General features: G+C 70.7%; 24 protein-coding genes. 14 read left to right on the top strand and 10 right to left on the bottom strand.

The features are described from left to right. Window positions 1-596 precede the first annotated feature (596 nt). Genes AB0J42_RS02900 through AB0J42_RS02890 form a run of 3 tightly spaced genes read right to left on the bottom strand, consistent with a single transcriptional unit; the run spans window position 597 to window position 2,337 of the window. Complete coding sequence (locus tag AB0J42_RS02900) at window positions 597-1,682, bottom strand: Zn-dependent alcohol dehydrogenase (protein WP_364287958.1); 1,086 nt, start codon at window positions 1,680-1,682, stop codon at window positions 597-599. A gap of 14 nt (window positions 1,683-1,696) precedes the next feature. Beyond that, window positions 1,697-1,888: a ferredoxin gene (locus AB0J42_RS02895; protein WP_364287955.1), complete on the bottom strand. Its 192-nt coding sequence runs from the start codon at window positions 1,886-1,888 to the stop codon at window positions 1,697-1,699. Then, window positions 1,885-2,337 carry a pyridoxamine 5'-phosphate oxidase family protein gene (locus AB0J42_RS02890; RefSeq protein WP_364287952.1) on the bottom strand — a complete coding sequence of 151 codons (453 nt, stop codon included), beginning with the start codon at window positions 2,335-2,337 and terminating at the stop codon, window positions 1,885-1,887. The genes AB0J42_RS02895 and AB0J42_RS02890 overlap by 4 nt, the downstream gene beginning before the upstream one ends. Before the next feature lie 83 nt (window positions 2,338-2,420). Here AB0J42_RS02890 and AB0J42_RS02885 point away from each other — a divergent pair, with 83 nt between their 5' ends. Continuing rightward, entirely contained in the window at window positions 2,421-3,050 is a 630-nt protein-coding gene (locus AB0J42_RS02885; RefSeq protein ID WP_364288201.1) for a class I SAM-dependent methyltransferase, read from the top strand. A gap of 3 nt (window positions 3,051-3,053) precedes the next feature. Here the strand turns inward: AB0J42_RS02885 and AB0J42_RS02880 are convergent, their stop codons facing one another. The 4 genes from AB0J42_RS02880 to AB0J42_RS02865 form a co-directional block, all read right to left on the bottom strand. Continuing rightward, a complete protein-coding gene (locus AB0J42_RS02880) occupies window positions 3,054-4,025 on the bottom strand; it encodes a DUF1702 family protein (protein WP_364287949.1) in 972 nt (323 codons plus the stop codon). A gap of 140 nt (window positions 4,026-4,165) precedes the next feature. Continuing rightward, window positions 4,166-5,206, bottom strand: a complete 1,041-nt coding sequence (locus AB0J42_RS02875) for a prenyltransferase (RefSeq protein ID WP_364287946.1) — start codon at window positions 5,204-5,206, stop codon at window positions 4,166-4,168. Beyond that, entirely contained in the window at window positions 5,203-5,919 is a 717-nt protein-coding gene (locus AB0J42_RS02870) for a methyltransferase domain-containing protein (RefSeq protein ID WP_364287943.1), read from the bottom strand. Before AB0J42_RS02870 ends, AB0J42_RS02875 begins: the two co-directional genes overlap by 4 nt. Before the next feature lie 54 nt (window positions 5,920-5,973). Next, window positions 5,974-7,215 (bottom strand): glycosyltransferase family 4 protein, encoded by a 1,242-nt coding sequence (locus tag AB0J42_RS02865; protein WP_364287940.1) that lies wholly within the window; start codon window positions 7,213-7,215, stop codon window positions 5,974-5,976. A 214-nt stretch (window positions 7,216-7,429) separates the two neighbouring features. On the opposite strand from AB0J42_RS02865, the gene AB0J42_RS02860 reads away from it, so the two are divergent. Next, window positions 7,430-8,455 (top strand): GDP-mannose 4,6-dehydratase, encoded by a 1,026-nt coding sequence (locus AB0J42_RS02860; protein WP_364287937.1) that lies wholly within the window; start codon window positions 7,430-7,432, stop codon window positions 8,453-8,455. Between the two features lie 3 nt (window positions 8,456-8,458). Here AB0J42_RS02860 and AB0J42_RS02855 read toward each other — a convergent pair whose 3' ends face one another. Continuing rightward, on the bottom strand, window positions 8,459-9,256 hold the full coding sequence (locus AB0J42_RS02855) for an AraC family transcriptional regulator (RefSeq protein ID WP_364287934.1): 798 nt from the start codon (window positions 9,254-9,256) through the stop codon (window positions 8,459-8,461). 77 nt (window positions 9,257-9,333) lie between these two features. On the opposite strand from AB0J42_RS02855, the gene AB0J42_RS02850 reads away from it, so the two are divergent. The 4 genes from AB0J42_RS02850 to AB0J42_RS02835 all read left to right on the top strand — a co-directional run bounded on the left by AB0J42_RS02850 (window position 9,334) and on the right by AB0J42_RS02835 (window position 10,717). Beyond that, the gene (locus AB0J42_RS02850; protein WP_364287931.1) at window positions 9,334-9,738 is read left to right on the top strand and encodes a DUF2000 domain-containing protein; all 405 of its coding nucleotides are present in this window, start codon (window positions 9,334-9,336) and stop codon (window positions 9,736-9,738) included. A 77-nt stretch (window positions 9,739-9,815) separates the two neighbouring features. Then, window positions 9,816-9,944 (top strand): hypothetical protein, encoded by a 129-nt coding sequence (locus tag AB0J42_RS02845; protein ID WP_364287928.1) that lies wholly within the window; start codon window positions 9,816-9,818, stop codon window positions 9,942-9,944. Then, window positions 9,941-10,255 (top strand): hypothetical protein, encoded by a 315-nt coding sequence (locus tag AB0J42_RS02840; RefSeq protein ID WP_364287925.1) that lies wholly within the window; start codon window positions 9,941-9,943, stop codon window positions 10,253-10,255. The genes AB0J42_RS02845 and AB0J42_RS02840 overlap by 4 nt, the downstream gene beginning before the upstream one ends. Window positions 10,256-10,327: 72 nt before the next feature. Then, entirely contained in the window at window positions 10,328-10,717 is a 390-nt protein-coding gene (locus AB0J42_RS02835) for a hypothetical protein (protein WP_364287922.1), read from the top strand. Between the two features lie 28 nt (window positions 10,718-10,745). On the opposite strand, the gene AB0J42_RS02830 is transcribed toward AB0J42_RS02835, so the two are convergent. Further along, entirely contained in the window at window positions 10,746-12,344 is a 1,599-nt protein-coding gene (locus AB0J42_RS02830; protein ID WP_364287919.1) for an ATP-binding protein, read from the bottom strand. 124 nt (window positions 12,345-12,468) lie between these two features. Beyond that, the gene (locus AB0J42_RS02825) at window positions 12,469-13,653 is read right to left on the bottom strand and encodes a cytochrome P450 (RefSeq protein ID WP_364287916.1); all 1,185 of its coding nucleotides are present in this window, start codon (window positions 13,651-13,653) and stop codon (window positions 12,469-12,471) included. A gap of 316 nt (window positions 13,654-13,969) precedes the next feature. On the opposite strand from AB0J42_RS02825, the gene AB0J42_RS02820 reads away from it, so the two are divergent. From AB0J42_RS02820 to AB0J42_RS02785, 8 genes are read left to right on the top strand one after another with little or no spacing between them, the layout of a single operon-like run. After that, window positions 13,970-14,815, top strand: a complete 846-nt coding sequence (locus AB0J42_RS02820) for a fumarylacetoacetate hydrolase family protein (protein WP_364287913.1) — start codon at window positions 13,970-13,972, stop codon at window positions 14,813-14,815. Beyond that, window positions 14,812-16,113: an L-fuconate dehydratase gene (locus AB0J42_RS02815; RefSeq protein ID WP_364287910.1), complete on the top strand. Its 1,302-nt coding sequence runs from the start codon at window positions 14,812-14,814 to the stop codon at window positions 16,111-16,113. Before AB0J42_RS02820 ends, AB0J42_RS02815 begins: the two co-directional genes overlap by 4 nt. After that, window positions 16,110-16,853 (top strand): SDR family oxidoreductase, encoded by a 744-nt coding sequence (locus AB0J42_RS02810; protein WP_364287907.1) that lies wholly within the window; start codon window positions 16,110-16,112, stop codon window positions 16,851-16,853. Before AB0J42_RS02815 ends, AB0J42_RS02810 begins: the two co-directional genes overlap by 4 nt. Window positions 16,854-16,862: 9 nt before the next feature. Further along, window positions 16,863-17,897 (top strand): sugar ABC transporter substrate-binding protein, encoded by a 1,035-nt coding sequence (locus tag AB0J42_RS02805; RefSeq protein WP_364287904.1) that lies wholly within the window; start codon window positions 16,863-16,865, stop codon window positions 17,895-17,897. Window positions 17,898-17,926: 29 nt separating this feature from the next. Continuing rightward, the gene (locus tag AB0J42_RS02800; protein WP_364287901.1) at window positions 17,927-19,375 is read left to right on the top strand and encodes a sugar ABC transporter ATP-binding protein; all 1,449 of its coding nucleotides are present in this window, start codon (window positions 17,927-17,929) and stop codon (window positions 19,373-19,375) included. Then, window positions 19,372-20,355, top strand: coding sequence for an ABC transporter permease (locus AB0J42_RS02795; RefSeq protein ID WP_364287898.1), 984 nt, complete (start codon window positions 19,372-19,374; stop codon window positions 20,353-20,355). Before AB0J42_RS02800 ends, AB0J42_RS02795 begins: the two co-directional genes overlap by 4 nt. After that, window positions 20,355-20,660 carry an L-rhamnose mutarotase gene (locus AB0J42_RS02790; RefSeq protein WP_364287895.1) on the top strand — a complete coding sequence of 102 codons (306 nt, stop codon included), beginning with the start codon at window positions 20,355-20,357 and terminating at the stop codon, window positions 20,658-20,660. The genes AB0J42_RS02795 and AB0J42_RS02790 overlap by 1 nt, the downstream gene beginning before the upstream one ends. After that, window positions 20,657-21,574, top strand: coding sequence for an aldo/keto reductase (locus tag AB0J42_RS02785; RefSeq protein ID WP_364287892.1), 918 nt, complete (start codon window positions 20,657-20,659; stop codon window positions 21,572-21,574). The genes AB0J42_RS02790 and AB0J42_RS02785 overlap by 4 nt, the downstream gene beginning before the upstream one ends. The last annotated feature ends 1 nt before the right edge of the window (window position 21,575 follow it).

Below are 21,575 nucleotides of genomic sequence, written 5' to 3'. Positions count from 1 at the left end.
ACGGTCCTCGCTCGTCTGGGGGCTTCGCGCTCAACGGCATGGTCCTCGCTCGTCCCGGCGCTTCGCGCCTAGAGAGCTCGGGCTGTGTCTGATTGGGGCTTCGCCCCGGGCGATGGGCTCCCGCCCCTCGCGCTCCCCGGCATCGACCGGTTTCAGGACGCTTAGGATCATCCACTTCGAACAGGATGCGGTCGACACCGAGGGGCAATCTACCCCTTCACGCCTCCTGGATCGGCTGGCTTCGGCGGGCGATGCGGGCGGGACATCTGAGGTATATCGGTTGCCCGGCCTTCCCGTTGTCTCACTCCACACACCGAATCTGGTCGCCAGTAACCGACTCCACCGGTCCACGACTCGGGGTGCGCGAGGGGCGCAAGCCCCTCGCCCTGGGGCGGAGCCCCCAATCAGACACAGCCCGAGCCGTTAGGCGCGAAGCGCCAGGACGAGCGAGGACCGTGCGGTTGGGCGAAGCCCCCATGAAACACAGCCCGAGCTCTTCAAGCGCGTAGCGCCCGGACAGGCGAGGACCACGCCTCTCCGCCCGGTCAACCCCCGAGCAGCCCGGCGGGGTCCACGCCCTCAAGCGCCCCGGAAAATCAGTCCATCACTACGATCTGGCGCAGCACCTCGCCGCTCTTCAGCGCCTCCACCGCGTCGTTGAGGTCGGCGAGTCTGATGCGGGAGCTGATCAGCGACTCCAGGTCGAGCTGCCCGGCCTTGTGGAGCTTGGCGAAGTACGGGAAGTCGTGCCGCACGTCCGCTTCCCCGTACAGACTCGACAGCAGGTTCTTGCCCTCGAAGAGCAGGCTGAAGGCGGAGATGGAGACCATGTCGTCGGCCGCGCCCGCGCCGACCACGACGACGTCGCCGCCGGCGCGGGTGAGTTGCCAGGCGGACTGGATGGTGGCGGATTTGCCGACGACTTCGAAGCCGTAGTCGAAGCCGCTGCCGCCGGTGAGTTCGGCGAGGGCGGCGGGGACTTCCTCCGGGGTGACGGCGTGGGTGGCGCCGACCTTCTTGGCCAGTTCGTGCTTGGACTCGAGCGGGTCGATGGCGAGGATGGTGCGGGCTCCGGAGATGCGCGCGCCCTGGATCACGGAGAGGCCGACGCCGCCGCAGCCGATGACGGCGACGGTGGAGCCGGGGCGGACCTTGGCGGTGTTGATGGCGGCGCCGACGCCGGTGGTGATGCCGCAGCCGATGAGCGCGGCGGCTTCCCACGACACTTCGGGGTCGATCTTCACCACGCCGACGGACGGGACCACGATCTCTTCGGCCCAGGTGCCGCAGCCGGCCATGCCGTAGGCGGTGGTGTCGGCGCCGAAGCGGAAGTTGCCCTTGGAGAAGGACTCGATGATGTACTTCATGCACAGGAACGGCTGCCCGCCGAGGCACAGGTCGCATTCCTGGCAGGCGGGCCGCCAGCTGATCACGACGTGGTCGCCGGGCTGGACGGAGCCGACGTGTTCGCCGACTTCCACGACCTCGCCCGCGCCTTCGTGGCCGGGGACGAGCGGCACGGGCTGCGGCAGCACTCCCGTCATGGCCGACAGGTCGGAGTGGCAGACGCCTGTCGCCTTGATCCGTACGCGGACGTCGGTGGGCCCGACCGGGGCCAGGGTGACGTCGTCGCGGATGTCCAGCTTGTCGTCACCTACGGCGTGCAGGAGCGCGGCGCGCATGGTTCCTCCTCCGGCTAGTCCTCAAGGGTGAGGGCGGCTTTGGGGCAGGACCGCACCGCGTGGCGGACGCGGTCGAGCGTTTCGGGGGGTGGCTCGGGGAGCAGGATGTGGAGCCGGTCGTCGTCGTCCAGCTCGAAGACCTCGGGCGCGAGGCCCACGCAGACGCCGTTGGCCTCGCAGACCAGCTCGTCGACAGTGACTTTCACGCGATTCTCCGGTGATCCCATGAGACCACTTTGCCAGCTTCGACGACGTACCCGAGCCGCTTGCGGCCGGTCTGCTCGACGTAGGGGCGCAGGTGCTCGTCGTCCACTCCGGGGGTCATCCGGCGTGCCACCCGCATGCCGATGTCGAGCACGTCCTCGGGGCTGTCGAGTACGGTGACTCGCCCGTACAGGAGCACCCCGCGCAGTTCGGCGTAGTCGTCGCCCGCTTCGATGAGGCAGCTCACCCGGGGGTCGCGGGCCAGGTTCCTGGCCTTCTGCGATTTGGCGTACGTCCAGAAGACGATGCGGCCTTTGTCGAGGCCGTAGAACATGGTCACCAGGTGGGGGGTGCCGTCGGGGTTGATGGTGGCGAGCTGGAGCTTCCGTCCCTCTTCCAGGAACGCGGCGACCTCTCCCTCGGGCATGGCGATGCGGGCACGCTGTTTCACGCTGCTAGTAGAACAGGTTCCACAAAACCGGGCAAGGGGTGGCCCGAACAATATTCGGTACCATTAGGGTGCTGGGCATGACGATGCCGCCGGAGCTGCGCCGCGCCGCCGAGCGCGCCAAGGGGTTCATGCCCGCCGACGAGGGCCTGGCGCTGTACGAGGCGGCTCGCGAGTACGGGCGCCGCGGGCCTATGTGCGAGATCGGCACCTACTGCGGCAAGTCGGCGATCTACCTGGGCGCCGCCGCCCGCGAGACCGGCTCGGTCGTCGTCACCGTCGACCACCACCGCGGCTCGGAGGAGATCCAGCCGGGCTGGGAGCACCACGACCCGACGCTGGTCGACCCGCGCTTCGGCAAGATGGACTCACTGCCGGCCTTCCGCGCCACGATCGCCGCCGCCGGGCTGGAGGACGAGGTGATCGCGATCGTCGGGCGCTCCGACCAGGTGGCGAAGCTCTGGGCGAAGCCGCTGGGCATGCTCTTCATCGACGGCGGCCACTCCGAGGAGCCGGTCACCCGCGACTACGAGGGCTGGGCACCGCACGTGGTGCGCGGCGGCGCGCTGGTGTTCCACGACATCTACCCCGACCCGGCCGACGGCGGGCAGGCGCCCTACCGGATCTATCTGCGGGCGCTGGAGTCCGGCGCGTTCACCGAGGTACGGGCGACCGGATCGCTCCGGGTCCTGGAGCGCGTCGGCGACGGGATCTGACCGTCAGGAAGACGAGTGGCGGCGGAGCCAGAGCCGCCGGGTGTGCGCCTGCCAGGCCAGGAACTCGTGGTGGCCGTCCGGGTCGTCGCCGAGGAACCGCAGCGCCTGCTCCGTCCAGCCGACCGCGTCCTCGGGCGTGCCGCCGGTGAGGATCGGCGCCGCCTGCGCCGCATGGTCCGGCACCGCTCCCGCCTGCGCCCTGGCCGCCACGGCGAACGCGCTGCCCTGCGCCAGGTGGGAACGGAACCCGTCGGCCCCGGCGTGCTCGGTCAGCCACCACAGCTCGTCGGCCTCCGCGCCGCCGGTGCAGGTCGCCGCGTACCCGACGCCGCTCCACAGCGCCGCCCGCCGCGACACCGGGTAGGCCGCGACCCGGGCCGCCACGTCGTCGGGCGAGGCGCAGTCGTGATACCAGAGCAGCCGCCCCAGCCCCTGGTCGAAGAGCGCGCAGTGGACCCGCGACAGCAGGTCGGGCATGGCCCGCTCGCCCACCATCCGGTCGGCCCGCGCCAGGCTCCACTGGAACCCGAACCCGTCCAGGGCCAGCCAGCGCAGCAGCGGATGCGCCCCCCGGGCGCCGCGCACCGGCCGCAGGCGCAGCATCGCGTAGCCGCGCCCGGCGCCCAGGTGTACGGAGAACGCGTGGCCGGCGGCGGGGCCCGTCAGCAACTCGTGGAGACGCCGGCCCCGGGCCAGGGTGAGCAGGTCGAGCATCGCGCACGCGGCCCCAGCGCCCTCGTAGGCGAAGGCCCGCTGGTCACGCGAGAGGTCCTCGATCCGCTCGGCCTGCCGGGTGACGACCGCGTTGAATCCGGAGATGTAGGACCTCTCGGCGCGTTCCACGATGGCTCTGGAGGCCGGCCGGGTGAGCCGGAACCGACGCCTGCTCAGGTCCGACTCGCCCGGGTCCTTCGACAGCAGCCGCCGCCAGCCGCGGGCCGGGCCCACCACCGGCTCGGTTCCGACGCGCTCCAAGAACGATGTTGTGCCCGTGTCGCCCACGCTTCCCCCGAAGACGCCTCGTACGGTCGCTCCCGAAGCTAGTAACCGCATTGGGCGCTTTCACGGAGCCGCACGGGCCGCCCGCGCAAAGAAAGGGCAAACTCGGTTGCGCGTCACGTCCGCGCGGACGTACACCCGCACAGCTCAGGACGGCCGGTGAGGCCGGACGGCGCGGCGGTGTCGCGGAAGATCCCGGCCCCGCCCGAGAACCCGCGCAGGGCGTCGGCGGCGAGGACCACGGCGGCGGCCGTGTAGCCGGAACGCTCGTGCGGGAAGTGCTTGCGGTTGACGAACTGCCAGCCCGTCCAGTACGAGCCGTCCTCGTGCCGCAGGTGCTGCATGTCGGCGAAGAGCGCGGCGGCGCGCTCCCGGTCGCCGAGCGCGTCCAGGGCCAGCGCCAGCTCGCACGTCTCCGCGCCCGTCACCCACGGCTGGTCCGACACACAGCGGATGCCGAGCCCGGGCACCACGAACGTGGCCCACTCCCGCTCCAGCAGCTCGAAGGCGGCCTGGCCGCGCACCGCGCCGCCGAGCACCGGGTAGTACCAGTCCATCGAGTAGCGGCTCTTGTCGGCGAACGCCTCCGGGTGCTCGGCGAGCACGTGCGCCAGCCGGTCGGCGGCCAGCTCCCAGTGCGGCTGCGGGTCGCCCAGGTGGTCGGCGAGGAGCACGCCGCAGCGCAGCCCCTGATGGATGGAGGCGCAGCCGGTCAGCAGGGCGTAGGCGGCCGGTCTGCCGTGCGCGTCGCGCTCCCAGACGATCTCGCCGCGCTCGGTCTGCAGGCCCGCCACGTAGTCGAGCGCCGCCTTGGCCATCGGCCAGCGCTTCTCCACGAAGGCCAGGTCGCCGGTCACCAGCCAGTGGTGCCAGAGCCCGACCGCGATGTAGGCGGCGTGGTTGGACTCGCCGCCCCGCTCCACGGCGACCCCGCCGGCGACCTTCATCGGCCAGGAGCCGTCCTCCCGCTGGTGCGCCGCCAGCCAGGCGTAGCCCCGCTCGACCGGCTCACGCAGCCCGGCGACGGTCATGGCCATCAGGCACTCGATGTGGTTCCAGGCGTCGACGTGCCCCTCGGGCCAGGGCACGCCCCCGTCGTCCTGCTGGATGGCCGCGATGCTCTCGGCGGTCCGGACGACCTGCTCGCGCGAGATCACGTCTTGGGCTTCCGCACGTAGAGCACGACGCTCTTGCCGATGATCGGGTTCAGCAGAGCCTCGGCGATCCTGGTGGCCGGCGGGCGCTTCATGATGTCCCACACCAGCAGCTCGTGGTACGCCTTCGCCAGCGGATGGTCGTCGTTGTTGACGCCGACGGCGCACTTGATCCACCAGTACGGGGCGTGCAGGCCGTGGGCGTGGTGGTGCGGGCCGACGACGAAGCCGGTCGCCTTCAGCTTGGCCGACAGCTCGGCCAGGGTGTAGATGCGGACGTGCCCGCCGGGGGCGGTGTGGTAGTCCTCGTCCAGCGCCCAGCAGATCCGCTCGGGCAGGAAGCTCGGCACCGTGATCGCGGCCAGGCCGCCCGGCCGCAGCACCCGGAAGATCTCCCGCATCGCCGTCATGTCGTCCGGGATGTGCTCCAGCACCTCGGCCGCGATCACCCGGTCGAAGCTCCCGTCCTCGAACGGCATGTCGAGCGCTGTGCCCCGCACCGTCTTGCCGGCGGCCCCGGCCGGGACCTCGCCCTCCTTGTCCATCGCCGCGAACATGGCCGCCACGCCGTCCAGCTCGGCCTGGTCCATGTCGAAGGCGACCACGTCGCCGCCGCGGCGCAGCACCTCGAAGGCGTGCCGGCCGGCGCCGCACCCCAGGTCGAGCACGCGGGTCCCGGGACCCACGGGCAGCCGGTCGAAGTCGACGGTCAGCACGAGAGAGATCTCCTTGTCGTCTGCGGGGTCGTCTGCGGGGTCGTCTGCGGGGCGTCAGTGGGGGCGGCGGGCGGCGATGGCCTCCCGGTAGGCCTCGACGGTCTTCTTGGCCACCACGTTCCAGGTGAAGCGCTCCATGACCCGGTCGTAGCCGGCCCTGCCCACCCGCTCGCGCTCCTCGGGCGAGTCGTGCAGCCGGAGCAGCACCGCGGCCAGCTCCTCCGGGTCGCCCGGCGTCACCTGGATCGCGGCGTCGCCCACGACCTCCGGCAGCGCGCCCGTACGGCTGGCCACCAGCGGCGTGGCGCAGGCCATGTGCTCGACGGCGGGCAGCGAGAACCCCTCGTACAGCGACGGGACGACCGAGATCTCCGAGGTGGCGATCAGCTCGCCCAGCTCGTCGTCGGAGATCCCGTGCACGAACCGGACCCGGTCCTGGAGGGACAGCTCCTGGACGAGCCGTTCGGTGGGGCCGCCCGGGGTCGGGCGGCTCACCACGGTCAGGTTGACGTCGCGCTCGGTGGCCAGCTTGGCGACGGCCCGCAGCAGCGTGGCGACCCCCTTCATAGGGGAGTCGGCGCTGGCCACGGCCACGATCGAGCCCTTGCGGCGGGGCTTGTCCGGGCGCGGGTGGAAGTAGCGGGTGTCGACGCCGAGCGGGATCAGGCGCATGTTGGCCTGCGGCACGCTGAAGTCGCGGTGGATGTCGGCCAGGGACGACTCGCTGACCGTCAGGATCGGGTTCAGCCGGGGCGCGACCTTGGCCTGCATCCGTACGAACCCGTACCAGCGGCGCATGGTCAGCTTCTTGACGCCTTTGGCGGCCTCCAGCTCGATGCGCCGGTCGACGCTGATCGGGTGGTGGATGGTGCCGACCACCGGGAACAGCTTCTGGATGCCGAGCAGGCCGTACCCCAGGGTCTGGTTGTCCTGCACCACGTCGAAGTCGCCGACGCGCTTCTTCAGCTCGCGGTGGGCGCGCAGGGTGAAGGTCAGCGGCTCGGGGAAGCCCGCCGTCCACATGGTGCCGACCTCCAGGAGGTCGATCCAGTCGCGGTACTCGGCGAGCTTGGGGGTGCGGAACGGGTCCTCGTCCCGGTAGAGGTCGAGGCTGGGCACCTTGTTGAGGATCACGCCCTCGTCGAGCTCCGGGTACGGCTGGCCGGAGAACACCTCGACATGGTGGCCGAGCGCGACGAGCTCGCGGCTCAGATGGCGGAGGTAGACGCCCTGGCCGCCGCAGGTGGGCTTGCTGCGGTAGGACAGCAGCGCGATCCGCAGCGCGTCCGTGCTCACGGCACCCCTTTCTCCGCCGGTAGGCCCGGAACGCGGGCGTGTACCGTAAAAGATGACCTTAGCCCGAGAAGGCTACCATTCGGTAGGTCATCTGGAATGGTTCACAGCCGCGCGGACAAGCCGTGCGAACTGCGGCATCACCCCGACCGAGCGTTGTTCGGTGGAACGCGTTCTAGATAGAATCCCCCCGAATGGGCGGAGAGTTGGAGGACCCTTGGCCAGGCGCGCTCTGATCACCGGCATCACCGGCCAGGACGGCTCCTATCTGGCGGAGTACCTGCTCGATCAGGGCTACGAAGTGTGGGGACTGGCCCGCGGCCAGGCCAACCCGCGCGTGTCACGGATACGCAAGCTCCTCGCCGACGTCCACCTCGTCAGAGGCGACCTGCTCGACCAGAGTTCGCTGATCTCCGCGGTGGAACGCGTTCAACCGGACGAGGTCTACAACCTCGGCGCGATCTCGTTCGTCCCCATGTCGTGGGAGCAGGCCGAGCTGACCGCCGAGGTCACCGGGATGGGCGTGCTGCGCATGCTGGAGGCCATCCGCGTCTGCTCGGGCGTGTCACGCGGCGGGCGGGCGTCCGGCGGGCAGATCCGCTTCTACCAAGCCTCCTCGTCCGAGATGTTCGGCCAGGTCAGCGAGACGCCGCAGAACGAGAGCACCGGCTTCCACCCCCGCTCGCCGTACGGGGTCGCCAAGGCGTACGGGCACTTCCTCACCCAGAACTACCGCGAGTCGTACGGCATGTTCGCCGTCTCCGGCATCCTGTTCAACCACGAGTCGCCCCGGCGCGGCGCCGAGTTCGTCACTCGCAAGGTCTCCCTCGGCGTGGCCCGCATCAAACTCGGCCTCGCCGACGAACTGCGGCTGGGCAACCTGGAGGCGCGGCGCGACTGGGGCTTCGCCGGCGACTACGTCCGCGCCATGCACCTCATGCTCCAGGCCGACAAGCCCGAGGACTACGTCATCGGCACCGGGCGGATGAAGTCCGTCAGGGAACTGGTCGAGGCCGCCTTCTCGGCGGCCGGGCTCGACTGGGAGAAGTACGTGGTCACCGACCAGTCGCTGCACCGCCCCGCCGAGGTCGACCTCCTCTGCGCCGACCCCAAGAAGGCCCGGGTCCAGCTCGGCTGGGAACCGACCGTCTCCTTCGACGAACTGGTGGCCATGATGGTCGAATCGGACCTGCGCCTCCTCACCGACGGCGGCGACCCGGACCAGGAATCCTCCTGGCCCTGACGGTCACGCCGCGGCGGCGCGGTAGGCGGCGGGGGTCAGACCGAAGCAGCGGCTGAACCAGCGGGTCAGGTGGCTCTGGTCGGCGAACCCGGTCCGCGCCGCCGTCTCGCCGATCGGGACTCCGCGCGCGATCAGCCGGCGCGCCTCCCTGAGCCGGAGCAGCCGCTGGTAGTCGCTGGGCGCCATCCCGTAGGCGGCACGGAAAGCCCGGTAGACGGCGAACCTGCTGGTGCCCGCCGCCTCGGCCAGGTCGTCGGCCGTGACGTCGTCGAACGGGCGGTCGTGCAGCAGCGCCCTGGCCCGGGCCGCCACCCCGCCGGGCGTGGCCGGGGTGACCGGTCTGGTGGCCGCCCTCCGTACCATCGCCTCCACCGTCACGGCGAGCAACTCGTCGCGGCGGAGCGCGGGCGCCCCGCCGAGCAGCGCGGCGTGGAGCGCGCGCAGCGCGGCGGCGAGCGCCGGGTCGTGCACCACCGGCTCGGCGAACAGCGGCAGCCCGGCGCGCCCGCCGAGCACCTCCGTCACCAGCTCGGGCCCGAGGTGGACGATCCGGTAGGTGAAGCCGAGCGCGTCGGCGGCCCGGCCGTCGTGCGGGTCGTCGGGGTTGAAGGCCATCACCATGCCGGGCGTGCTCGTGTGCGCGGCCCCGCGGCAGGTGAACGCCTGCGCGCCGTCCTCGGTGATGCCGAACGAGTACGTGTCGTGGCTGTGGCGGTGGTAGACGTGCCGCGCGAAGTGGGCGTGCATCGCCTCGATGGGACGGTCGGGGGACCTCCAGTAGCGAGACCAGTCGCATGCCACGTTCCCATTATGAGGTCGAGATCGAGCCGCACCAGCGTTCAAGACCCGGCGGGGGCGGTGGCGGCAGGCTGGACGCCATGCGTTTCGACACGAAGATCGGCATCGTGGTCCGCCAGGACCTGGCCGCCTGGCAGAAACTCAACGTCACCGCCTTCCTCGCCGGCGCCGTCGCGGGCGGTGTCCCGGAGACGGTCGGGGAGCCGTACGAGGACGGGTCGGGGAACGTGTACCTGCCGATGCTTCGCCAGCCGGTGCTGATCTACGCCGCGGACTCGCTCACGGAGATCCGCGAGAAGGCCGTCGCCAGGGGGCTGCGCGTGGCGGTCTACACCGAGGAGATGTTCAAGACGGGCCACGACGCCGCCAACCGCGCCGTCGTCCGCGCGGTCGCCGCCCCGGACCTCCAGCTCGTCGGCCTCGCGGTGTACGGCCCCAAGAACGCCGTCGACAAGACCCTCAAGGGCCTCTCCCTGCACCCCTGACCTGTGGACGACGCCCGCCCGTCCACAGAATCCCGCTCGTCTCCCGTCGCGGCGCCCGCTCCCCGCACGCTGAACGCATGACCATCCAGCCCTCAGCCTCCGGCGGGCCCGACCGGCTCGACGTGGAGTGCGAGAACCAGCAGAAGGAGCGGAAGCGAGCAGGGGAGCGCGAACGGACCCTGCTGATGATCCGGGCTCGGCGGTGACGCGGGAGATCCCGCAGGCCGTGGTCTGCCGGGCGGCGGCCGCACGGGTCTGGGGCGTGCAGGTCCTCCACACCTCCGGAGGACAACCGCCGCTGGAGCTGATCACTCCGGACGGGATGGACGTCCCAGGCTGCGTCACCCACCGTGCGGCCCTGCTCGACGACGACGTCACCTGCCATGCCGGGATCCGCGTCACCACCCCCGCCCGCACGGCCTTCGACTGCGCGCACTGGCTGCCCAGAGCCGACGCCGTGGTGGTGCTGGACCAGTTCCTCCGCCGGGGCGTCGACCTGGACCCGCTGTGGCACTAGACGGGTTCCCACCGGGCCAGGGCCGCGCTGGGGCTCGCCGACCGGCGGGCCGCCTCGCCGAGGGAGAGCTGGTTGCGGGTGATGCTCGTCGACTGCGGGCTCCCGAGGCCCGCCACCCAGATCTCCGTCGTCCTGCCGTCCGGCCGGCGCGTATACCTGGACCTGGGGTGGGAGACGTACAAGGTCGCGGTCGAGTACGACGGCCGCGAGCACCACGCCGCCGAAGCCGACCGCCTCCACGACGAGGCCCGCCGGGAGGGGCTGCGCGCGCAAGGCTGGCGGATCGTCGTCGCGGGCCCCGACTTCGTCCCGGGCCGGGCCGCCGACCTGCTGGAGGTGGTGGCCAACGCCATGATAGAGCGCGGATGGCAGCCGGGGCCCGAAGGGATGACGCGGGTCCTCTCCCGCATCCGCGCCGCCCGCCGCCTCCGCACGTCCCGCTATCGCAGATCGTACGGCTAGAACGGGCACTCACCTGACAAGCTCCGGGTTATCCACGGAGGACGGTGATCGGGCGGCCGGACGGTGTGATGGCCTGCTCGAAGCTTCCTCGTTCCTTCCAAGCCGGGGCCTCGGGTCTCCGGTCGAAGATCACCAGGACGCCGGTGGTGAGGCTGAGCCGGTCCAGGTAGCCGTCGAGTTGCACCAGCCCCTCGGGCAGCGGGTCTTCCTTGCCTGCTCGCCAGACCTTCAGCTCCATCGCTTCGCGCTGCACCCGGCGTTCGCCGTCAGGGCCGGTGTAGGGCCAGCGGACCAGCACGTCGAGGCGTTTGGTGCCGGCGGCGTACTCGCGGTCGAGCTGGCCGCCGCCGTTCACGAGCCGGTGAAGGAAGGCCATGAGGATGATCTGGCAGGCGGCCTCGTGGTAGTTCTCCTGGCGGATGAGCACCTCGCCGTGTTCGCGCCAGAACACGACGAACTCCCGCAGCAGCCGCTCCAGGTCGAACCGGCCGTCGGGCAGCACGAAGCTGTGCGGATCGGCCTTCACGAACCTTTCCGTGCGATCGCCCAGGACCCGGAGCAGGACCTCTCGATAGATCGGGTTGGCGATCTCCAGGTCCCTGGTCCCCCGGATGAGGCCCAGATCGTGAACGTAGGAGACGTCGTCGTCGAAAGACGTGTCCGTGCCCGGCCATGTTCCCGCCACGATGGGTTCGATCACCCGTTCCACCCGGGGTTCGTGCAGCCTGGCCACCAGGGAGTCGAGATGGATGGCGCGCGCCCGTATCAGCCGCTCCTTGGCCTCCTCCACCTGCCCGGCGGTGATGGTGCCGGTCACGCCCATCTCGGCGGTGATCTCCTGGGCGAGGGCGTTGACCAGCCACGGCTGCCCCTGCGTCAGCTCGAACACCCGGTCCACCGCGTCCTTCGTGAACTCCTGCCCGGTCGCCTCGGTGTGCTGGCCGTACAACTCGCCGATCTGGTCGGCCGTGAAGTCACCCATGCGCAGCGACTTGGTGACGATGTTGAACGGGCTGATCGGGTTCGACCGGTCGGCGTCGCCGCCGCAGGCGACCTTGTAGTCGCGCACGTCGCGCAGCCCGCACAGCACCACGGACGCGGGGAACGAACGCCCCTTCGGCCGCGCGTTATGACCGTCACGGAGCTGGCTGAGGATGCTGATCATGCTGGTGCCCTGCAGGCCGTCGATCTCGTCCATGAACAGCACCACCCGGCGCGGGGAACGACGGCACCACTCACGCAGCGCCGCATGGAACCGGCTACCGGGAGATGCCTGCGGCCAGGGATCCGGCGGCAGCAGCTCCTCCGGCCATCCCGACTCCTCGGCGGCGTCACGGAGGGAGTCCAGCAGATGCGACTCCGCGAGGGCGAAGTCGTCACCGGCGGCCTTGGCGCGCTCGCAGGAGAACGTGAGGGCGGCGATTTCTCCCTCGGCGGTGAGTTCGGACGCCAGGGTGTCCAGCGCGGTCGTCTTGCCGGTCTGCCGGGGCGCGTGGACCACGAAATACCGGTCCATGTCGATCAGCGCTCGTGCCTCGGGAAGCCGCGGCGCGGGCGGCAGCATGTAGTGGAGCTGGGGGTCGCAGGGGCCGGCGGTGTTGAAGGATTTCGCTCGAGGTAGGCGCATGGACACATAGTGTCATCACCTCAGTGTCGAGTGGTGAGGTTCGAGCGCGTTCCGGCGACGGCCTCCGGTATGCCGACCCCAACCGCGCTCGCCACCGGTTGGGGCCGTGCGGGTGACGACGGCGTCAGTTCATGGCGACCGGGAGTTCCTTGATGCCGTTGATGAAGTTGGAGCGCAGGCGGCGGGCCGGGCCGGTCTGGCGGAGGCCGGGGTAGCGGCGGGCGAGCTGTTCGAAAAGGACCCGGAGTTCCAGTTTGGCGAGGTGGTTGCCGAGGCAGAAGTGGGCGCCGCCGCCGCCGAAGCCGATCTGCGGGTTGGGGTCGCGGCCGATGTCGAAGACCTCGGGGTCCTTGAAGACGGCGGGGTCGCGGTTGGCGGAGCCGTAGAAGATGACGACCTTGTCGTCTTCCTTGATGTTCTTGCCGCCGAGCACCTGGTCGCGGGTGGAGGTGCGGCGGAAGAGGTTGACGGGGGAGACCCAGCGGACGATCTCGTCGGCGGCCGGGGCGGCGAGGGAGGGGTCGGCGACGAGGCGGGCCCACTGGTCGGGGTGTTCGAAGAGGGCGAGCATGCCGCCCGAGGCCGCGTTGCGGGTGGTCTCGTTGCCGGCGACGACGAGGAGGAGGACGAAGAGGTCGAACTCGTCCTCGGTGAGCGTCTCGCCGTTCTCGTTGGGCTGCAGGAGTTTGGTGACGATGTCGTCGCGCGGGTTGGCGCGGCGCTTGGCGGCCAGTTCGTTGGCGTAGGCGTAGACCTCGGCGGCGGCGGCGCTGCCTTCGTCGGGGGAGGCGGCGAAGTCGGGGTCCTGGGCGCCGATCATGCGGTTGGACCAGTTGAAGATCTTGTCGCGGTCCTCGACGGGGGCGCCGAGGAGTTCGCAGATCACGTAGAGGGGGAGCGGCGCCGCCACCTCGGTGACGAAGTCGGTCTCGCCGGAGCACTGGTCGAGCAGGTCGTCGCAGATCTCGCGGATGTGCTGTTCGAGGGCGCCGATGGCGCGGGGCGTGAAGCCGCGGTTGACCAGCGAGCGGCGGCGGGTGTGCTCGGGCGGGTCCTGGTTGAGCATCATCAGGCGTTGCAGCGCCCGCTGTTCCTCGGGCATCTCGTCGAAGAGGGCGAGTTTGCGGGCCGACGAGAACAGCTCGGAGTGGCGTGAGACGTGCACGACGTCCTCGTGGCGGGTGACGGCCCAGAAGTCCGGCTCGCCGGGGTGCCGGTAGACGGGGTCGTGCTTCCGGAGCCAGGCGAACTGCTCGTGAGGCGGTCCGGAGGCCGCGTACTGGTCCTGGTCGACGAGGTTGATGTGCACCCGGCTCACCCTCTAGATGGCAGCGCTGCGATGGACTGAAGATCTTGCCTGGAACGTGTTCTATTACGTCCCTGTACGACCGTCAAGATGACCTGGAAAGTGCCTTGGTAAACCTTGGATGACCGCTTTACCAGTATAGATCCCTTCACGATCATCGGATGTTTGAGCGGTTCTGACGGGCCGGCAGTCAAGGGAGACCAACCCTGCCGGCAAGGTTACGAGTCGGATTTATCCAGCGTACGGGTCTTGACACGCAGCCGAGGAGGCCTTCAGCATCTGGAGGCGAGACATCCGATGTATGACCGAGGGATGCGGTGTGAAGCTGCTGCGAGTAGGACCTGCCGGCCAGGAGCGGCCGGTGGTGATGGATGCCGACGGCAACCTGCGCGACATCGGGGAGCCCGACATCGACGGGGCTTTCCTGGCCTCCGGGGGAGTGGCGCGGGTGCGCGAGGCGCTGGCACGCGGCAGCCTGCCCGTCGTCGAGGCCGGGGACCTGCGGATCGGCGCCCCCGTCGCCCGGCCGGGGAAGGTCGTGTGCATCGGGCTGAACTACCGTGACCACGCTGCCGAGTCCGGCGCGGAGGTGCCCGCCGAGCCCGTCGTGTTCATGAAGGCGGCCGACACCGTGATCGGCCCGTACGACGAGGTGCTGGTGCCGCGCGGCAGCGTGAAGACCGACTGGGAGGTCGAGCTGGCCGCGGTGATCGGCACGCGCGCCCGCTACCTGGAGTCGCACGAGGAGGCGCTCGCCGCTATCGCTGGGTACGCGGTCGCCAACGACGTGTCCGAGCGGGAGTTCCAGCTCGAACGCGGCGGCCAGTGGGACAAGGGCAAGTCGTGCGAGACGTTCAACCCGCTCGGCCCCTGGCTGGTGACCGCCGACGAGGTGGGCGACCCGCAGGACCTGGCCATGCGGCTGTGGGTCAACGGCGAGCTCCGGCAGAACGGCACCACCAAGGACATGATCTTCGAGGTGGCGGAGATCGTCCGGTACCTGAGCCGGTTCATGGTGCTGGAGCCCGGCGACGTGATCAACACGGGCACCCCCGCCGGGGTCGCGATGGGCCTGCCCGGCCAGCCTTACCTGCGCGCCGGTGACGTGGTGGAGCTGGAGATCGAGGGCCTCGGCCGCCAGCGGCAGACGGTGGGCCAGGCATGACGCGGGATACCGGCTCGTACCGGATCGTCGGGATGGAGACGTACGACGTGCGCTTCCCGACCTCGCGCGAGCTCGACGGCTCCGACGCGATGAACCCCGACCCCGACTACTCGGCCGCGTATGTGATCCTGCGGACCGACGACGGGTACGCGGGGCACGGGTTCGCGTTCACCATCGGGCGCGGCAACGACGTGCAGACCGGCGCCATCACCGCGCTGGAGCCGTACGTGGTCGGCCGCGACGCCGAGGACCTGGGCGCGCTCTACAAGGAGATGGTCTACGACTCGCAGCTGCGCTGGCTGGGGCCGGAGAAGGGCGTCATGCACATGGCGATCTCCGCCGTGGTCAACGCCCTGTGGGACCTCAAGGCCAAGCGGGCGGGCAAGCCGCTCTGGCTGCTGCTGGCGGAGATGTCGCCGGAGGAGATCGTCGAGCTGGTCGACTTCCGGTATCTGAGCGACGCGCTCACGCCGGACGAAGCACTCCGGATCCTGAAAAATGCGGAAAAAGGGAAGCAGCAGCGCATCGAGCACCTCAAGAGCGCCGGCTACCCCGCCTACACCACCTCTCCGGGCTGGCTCGGCTACCCCGACGACAAGCTGCGCCGCCTCTGCCGGGAGGCGATCGACCAGGGCTTCGGCCAGATCAAGCTCAAGGTCGGCGCCGACCTCGCCGACGACGTGCGCCGCTTCACCGTGGCCCGCGAGGTGTGCGGCCCCGACTTCCCGATCGCCGTCGACGCCAACCAGCGCTGGGACGTCGGCTCCGCCATCGCCTGGGTGACCGCGCTCAAGCCGTTCAACCCGCACTGGGTGGAGGAGCCCACCAGCCCCGACGACGTGCTCGGCCACGCCGCCATCGCCGAGGGCATCAGCCCGATCCCGGTCGCCACCGGCGAGCACGTGCAGAACCGCGTCGTGTTCAAGCAGCTGCTCCAGGCCGGTGCGATCTCGTACCTGCAGATCGACTCCGCCCGGGTCGGCGGCGTCAACGAGAACATCGCGATCCTGCTGCTCGCGGCCAGGTTCGGGGTGCCGGTCTGCCCGCACGCGGGCGGGGTCGGCCTCTGCGAGATGGTGCAGCACCTGTCGATGTTCGACTACGTCAGCGTCACCGGGACCATGGAGAACCGGGTGATCGAGTACGTCGACCACCTGCACGAGCACTTCACCGACCCGGTGGTGATCGAGAACGGCCGTTACCGCGCCCCGTCGGCTCCCGGGTTCAGCTCCGAGATGCGCGCCGAGTCGATCGCCGCCCACACCTACCCCGGCGGAGAGGTCTGGAGGAACGCGTGAACCTCAGAGCGATCGTCACCGGCGGCGGCTCCGGCATCGGCCTGGCCACCGCGACCTTGCTGGCCGAGCGCGGCATGAAGGTCGCCTGCCTCGACCTGGACCCGCCCGGCGAACCGCTCATCGGCATCAGGGCCGACGTCGCCGACGACGCCCAGGTGCGGCGGGCGGTCGCCGAGGCGGCCGAGCGGCTCGGCGGCATCGACATCCTCGTCAACAACGCCGGTATCGGCGCGCAGGGCACGGTCGAGGACAACCCGGACGAGGAGTGGCGCCGGGTGTTCGAGGTGAACGTGTTCGGCCTGGTCCGCGTCACCAGGGCCGCGCTCCCGTACCTCCGCAGGTCGGAGCACGCGTCGATCGTCAACACGTGCTCGGTCGCCGCCACCGCCGGCCTGCCCCGGCGCGCCCTCTACAGCGCCACGAAAGGCGCGGTGCAGTCGCTCACGCTGGCGATGGCCGCCGACCACCTGCACGAGGGCATCCGCGTCAACTGCGTCAACCCCGGCACCGCGGACACTCCCTGGGTCGCCCGGCTGCTCGACGCCGCCGACGACCCCGCGGCCGAGCGGGCCGCGCTCGAAGCCAGGCAGCCGATGGGCCGCCTGGTCAGTGCCGGGGAGGTCGCGGCCGCCATCGCGTACCTCGCCGGCCCCGAGTCCGGCGCGACCACCGGCACGGCCCTGGCCGTGGACGGCGGCATGCAGGGGCTCAGGCTCCGGCCGCACAACCCAGAAAGGTAGAACCCCCCGATGAAGCTCAAGCCGCTGGCCGCCTGCGCGGTCCTCGTCGCCGCGCTCGCCGCGTGCGGCGCCGGCACCACCACCACGACCCCGGCAGCGGGCGGAGAGGGCGGCGGCAAGGTCGGCATCGACCACCCGCGCGCCGACTCCGACTTCTGGAACTCCTACATCAAGTACATCCCGGAGATGGCGGACGAGCTCGGCGTCGAGCTGATGACCGCCACGAACTCGCAGAACGACGTGGCCAAGCTGGTCAACAACGTGCAGGCGCTGATCGGCCAGGGCGCGCAGGCGATCGTCATGGCCCCGCAGGACACCGGCGCCATCGCCTCGACCCTGCAGAACCTGGAGAACAAGAACATCCCGGTCATCACCGTCGACACCCGCCCGGACAAGGGCAAGGTCTACATGGTGGTACGGGCCGACAACCGCGCCTACGGCACCAAGTCCTGCGAATACCTCGGGGAGCAGCTCGGCGGCAAGGGCAAGGTCGTGCAGCTCATGGGCGCGCTCAGCTCCATCAACGGGCGCGACCGCGCCGAGGCGTTCGGCGAGTGCATGAAGGAGAAGTTCCCGGACATCGAGGTCTTCGACGAGCCCACCGAGTGGGAGGGCAGCAAGGCCGCGTCGATGCTGCAGACCCGCCTGGAGCAGCACCCGGACGTCAAGGGCATCTACATGCACGCCGGCGGCGTCCACCTGGCGCCGACGCTGCAGGTGCTCCGGCAGAAGGGGCTGCTGCTGCCGCCGGACGACCCCAAGCACGTGGTCGTGATCTCCAACGACGGGATCCCGCAGGAGTTCGAGGCGATCCGCAAGGGCGAGATCGACGCCACCATCTCGCAGCCGGCCGACCTGTACGCGAAGTACGCGCTGTACTACGCCAAGGCGGCGCTGGAGGGCAAGACGTTCGAGCCCGGCGCGACGGACCACGACAGCACGATCATCGAGCTGCCGAACGGCCTGGAGGACCAGCTCCCCGCCCCGCTGGTCACCAAGGAGAACGTCGAAGACCCCACCCTCTGGGGCAACCAGGTCAAGTAATGAAAAATCACGTCGAAGCCCGAAATATCGTGAAGCGCTTCGGGCCGACCACGGCACTCGACGGCGCGCACATCACGATCACCGAGGGCGAGACCCACGCCCTCGTCGGCCGGAACGGCGCCGGCAAGTCCACCCTGGTGTCGATCCTCACCGGGCTCCAGCGGCCGGACGAGGGCGAGGTGCGGTTCTCGGGAGAGCCCGCGCCCGCCCCCGGCGACCGCGACGCCTGGCGGCGGCGGGTCGCCTGCGTCTACCAGAAGTCCACGATCATCCCCGCGCTGAGCGTGGCCGAGAATCTGTTCCTCAACCGCCAGACCGAGGGCCGGTTCATCAACTGGCGGACGCTCCGGGCCAGGGCGCGCGAGCTGCTCGACACGTACGAGGTCGACGTCGACCCCCGCACGCCGGCCGGAGACCTCGGCGTCGAGCAGCGCCAGCTCGTGGAGATCGCCCGCGCGCTCTCCTTCGGCGCGCGGTTCATCATCCTGGACGAGCCGACCGCCCGCCTGGACGGCCCGGCCGTCGAGCGGCTCTTCGCCCGCATGCGCGCCCTGCGCGAGCAGGGCGTCACGATGATGTACATCTCCCACCACCTGGACGAGGTGTACGAGATCTGCCAGAGCGTCACGGTCTTCCGCGACGCCCGGCACATCATGACCGCGCCGGTCGCCGACCTGCCGCAGGACGCGCTGGTCGACGCCATGACCGGCGAGGCGACCGCCGCCTACCAGGCCCGCGACCGCGCCCCGCGCGAGGAGGTGGTGCTCGCCGCCGCCGGCCTGTCCCTCGCGGGCCGCTACCACGCCGTCGATCTGTCCGTACGATCCGGCGAGGTCGTCGGGCTGGCCGGATCCGGCAGCAGCGGCAAGGTGGCGCTCGCCGAGACCCTGGTCGGCCTGCGCAGGGCCGACACCGGCGAGGTCACCGTCAAGGGCCGGGCGGTCCGGCCCGGCGACGTCCCGGCCGCGCTCGCCGCCGGGCTCGGCTTCGTCCCCGAGGACCGCCACCACCAGGGCTTCGTGCCGCTGCTGTCGGTGGGCGAGAACGGGACGATGTCGATCGCGCGCAAGCTGGGCCGGTTCGGCACCGTCTCACCCGCCCGACGCCGCGCGCGAGCCGTACAGATGATCCGGGACCTCGACATCAAGACCGAGGGCCCAGACCAGCCCGTCGGCGACCTGTCCGGCGGGAACGCGCAGAAGGTCGTCTTCGCCCGCGCGCTCGCCGACGACCCGGACGCGCTGGTCGTGATCAACCCGACCGCCGGCGTCGACGTCAAGGCCAAGCAGGCGCTGCTCGGCGCCGTCGAGGACGCGGCCGACCGGGGCGCGGGCGCCGTGCTCGTCTCCGACGAACTGGACGACCTGCGGATCTGCGACCGCGTCCTGGTGATGTTCCACGGACGGGTCGTCAAGGACGTGCCGCGTGGCTGGAGTGACCACGAGCTGGTGGCCGTGATGGAAGGCATGCAAGAGTGACTACTTTGACCGTGCCCCGGATCAGGCTGGCCCGGTTCCGGGACCTGACCCTGGTCCCGGTGATCCTGCTCCTGCTCATCGTGGGGGCGTTCCTGGACCCGATCTTCCTGACCACCGGGAACCTGACGAACGTGCTCCAGCAGCAGGCGGCGATCTCGCTGCTGGTGCTGGCCGAGGCGCTGATCCTGATCTCCGGCAAGTTCGACCTGTCGCTGGAGTCGACGGTCGGCATGGCGCCCGCCCTGGCCGTGCTGCTGGTCGTGCCGGTCTCGGCGGGCGGGCTCGGCGTCGGGCTGCCCGCCTACCTGGTGATCCCGCTCTGCCTGCTCATCGGGGCGGCGATCGGGGCCTTCAACGGGTTCCTGATCATCAAGTTCCAGCTGTCGGCGTTCATCGTCACGCTCGCCATGCTGATCATCGTGCACGGCCTGCACCTCGGCCCGACCGAGGGCAAGACCCTGTTCGAGCTGCCCGAGTCCCTGCTCTACCTGGGCAGCGCCGTCTGGCTCGGCGTGCCGGCCTCGATCTGGATCGCGGGCGCGCTGTTCGCGGCGGGCATCGCCGGGCTCGCCTACCTGCGGGTCGGCCGGGCCCTGTACGCGATCGGCGGCAACATCGACGCGGCCCGCGCCGCCGGCATCCGGGTGGACCGGGTGCTGTGGGGCGTGTTCATCCTCGGCGGCACGCTCGCCGCCCTGGCGGGCATCCTGGAGACCGGGCGGCTCGGCGCCGTCGGCTCCGGCATGGGCGTCAACTGGATCTTCATGGTCTTCGCGGCGGCCGTCATCGGCGGCGTCAGCATGGACGGCGGCAAGGGCACCATCCTGGGTGCGCTCACCGGCGTCCTCGTCATCGGCCTGGTCCAGAACCTGCTCACCCTCCAGGGCGTCTCGGGCTTCTGGCAGCCGGTCGTGTACGGGACCATCATCCTGGTCGCCCTCATGATCAGCCGGATCGCCGGCGGGAAGGCACAGGATTGATGGAACGGATCGCGCTGCGTACCAGACTGAAGCCCGGCTGCGAGGAGATCTACGACCGCGAGCACGCCGAGATCCCGGCGGAGCTGGAACAGGCCATGCGCCAACACGGCCTGCACTCCTGGCGCATCTACCGCGACGGCCTCGACCTGTTCCACATCGTCGAGGCCGACGACTACGCCGCGCTGCAGGCCGCACTCCGCGACCACCCCGCCGACCGGGCCTGGCAGGCGCGCATGAACCGCCTCCTCGACGGCGACTTCGACAAGGACTCCGGCGGCCTGCGGCTGGTCTGGGAGCTGACGTGATCACCCTTCCCCGGTTCGGCCTGGGCACCGCGCCCCTCGGCAACCTCTTCACGGCGGTCACCGACGCGCAGGCCCGCGCCACCGTCGACGCCGCCTGGGAGCACGGCGTCCGCCTCTTCGACACCGCGCCGCACTACGGGCTCGGCCTCTCGGAGCGCCGCCTCGGCGCGGCGCTCCGGGACAGATCCGGGTACGTGCTCTCGACCAAAGTCGGCCGCCTGCTGACGCCCTCGTCCAAGGGCGGCCGCGACACCGAGGGCTTCGACGTGCCCGCCGACCACGAACGGGTCTGGGACTTCTCCCGCGACGGCGTCCTCCGCTCACTGGAGGAGTCCCTCGACCGGCTCGGCCTGACAGCCGTCGACATCGCTCTGATCCACGACCCCGACGACCACGCCGGACAGGCCCTTGACCAGGCATACCCGGCACTGGCCTCGCTCCGCGCGCAAGGCGTGGTCAAAGCCATCGGGGTCGGCATGAACCAATGGCAGGTCCCGCTGCGCTTCGTCCAGGAGACGGACCTCGACGTCGTCATGCTGGCCGGCCGCTACACCCTGCTCGACCAGTCCGGCCTGCCGCTCATGGACGCCTGCGCCGCCCGCGGCGTCCGGGTGCTCGCGGCCGGCGTCTTCAACAGCGGCCTCCTCGCCACCCCCGACCCGTCAGGCACCTTCGACTACCACCCGGCCCCACCCGAGCTGCTGGCCCGCGCCCGCCGCATCGCCGCGATCTGCACGGCCCACGGCGTGACACTCCCGCAGGCGGCCATCGCCTTCCCCCAGCGCCACCCGGCCACAGCCTCGGTCGTCCTCGGCGCCCGCACCCCCTCTGAGGTCACCACCAACGCGGCGCTGCTGAACCAGCCCGTCCCCGACGCCCTCTGGAATGCCCTGCACGACGAGGGCCTTCTCTGAG

Origin of the sequence: Nonomuraea sp. NPDC049649 (assembly GCF_040675175.1) — a bacterium.
Lineage (GTDB): Bacteria > Actinomycetota > Actinomycetes > Streptosporangiales > Streptosporangiaceae > Nonomuraea.
The sequence above is the reverse complement of the archived record's forward strand: the minus strand, read 5'-3'. Positions and strand labels throughout refer to the sequence as shown.

Bases quoted from the DNA above. Each gene is read 5' to 3' on its own strand.
- AB0J42_RS02845 (WP_364287928.1), top strand. From the start codon at position 9,816: ATGACCATCCAGCCCTCAGCCTCCGGCGGGCCCGACCGGCTCGACGTG.
- AB0J42_RS02900 (WP_364287958.1), bottom strand. From the start codon at position 1,682: ATGCGCGCCGCGCTCCTGCACGCCGTAGGTGACGACAAGCTGGACATC.
- AB0J42_RS02830 (WP_364287919.1), bottom strand. From the start codon at position 12,344: ATGCGCCTACCTCGAGCGAAATCCTTCAACACCGCCGGCCCCTGCGAC.
- AB0J42_RS02885 (WP_364288201.1), top strand. From the start codon at position 2,421: ATGCCGCCGGAGCTGCGCCGCGCCGCCGAGCGCGCCAAGGGGTTCATG.
- AB0J42_RS02850 (WP_364287931.1), top strand. From the start codon at position 9,334: ATGCGTTTCGACACGAAGATCGGCATCGTGGTCCGCCAGGACCTGGCC.
- AB0J42_RS02805 (WP_364287904.1), top strand. From the start codon at position 16,863: ATGAAGCTCAAGCCGCTGGCCGCCTGCGCGGTCCTCGTCGCCGCGCTC.
- AB0J42_RS02815 (WP_364287910.1), top strand. From the start codon at position 14,812: ATGACGCGGGATACCGGCTCGTACCGGATCGTCGGGATGGAGACGTAC.
- AB0J42_RS02790 (WP_364287895.1), top strand. From the start codon at position 20,355: ATGGAACGGATCGCGCTGCGTACCAGACTGAAGCCCGGCTGCGAGGAG.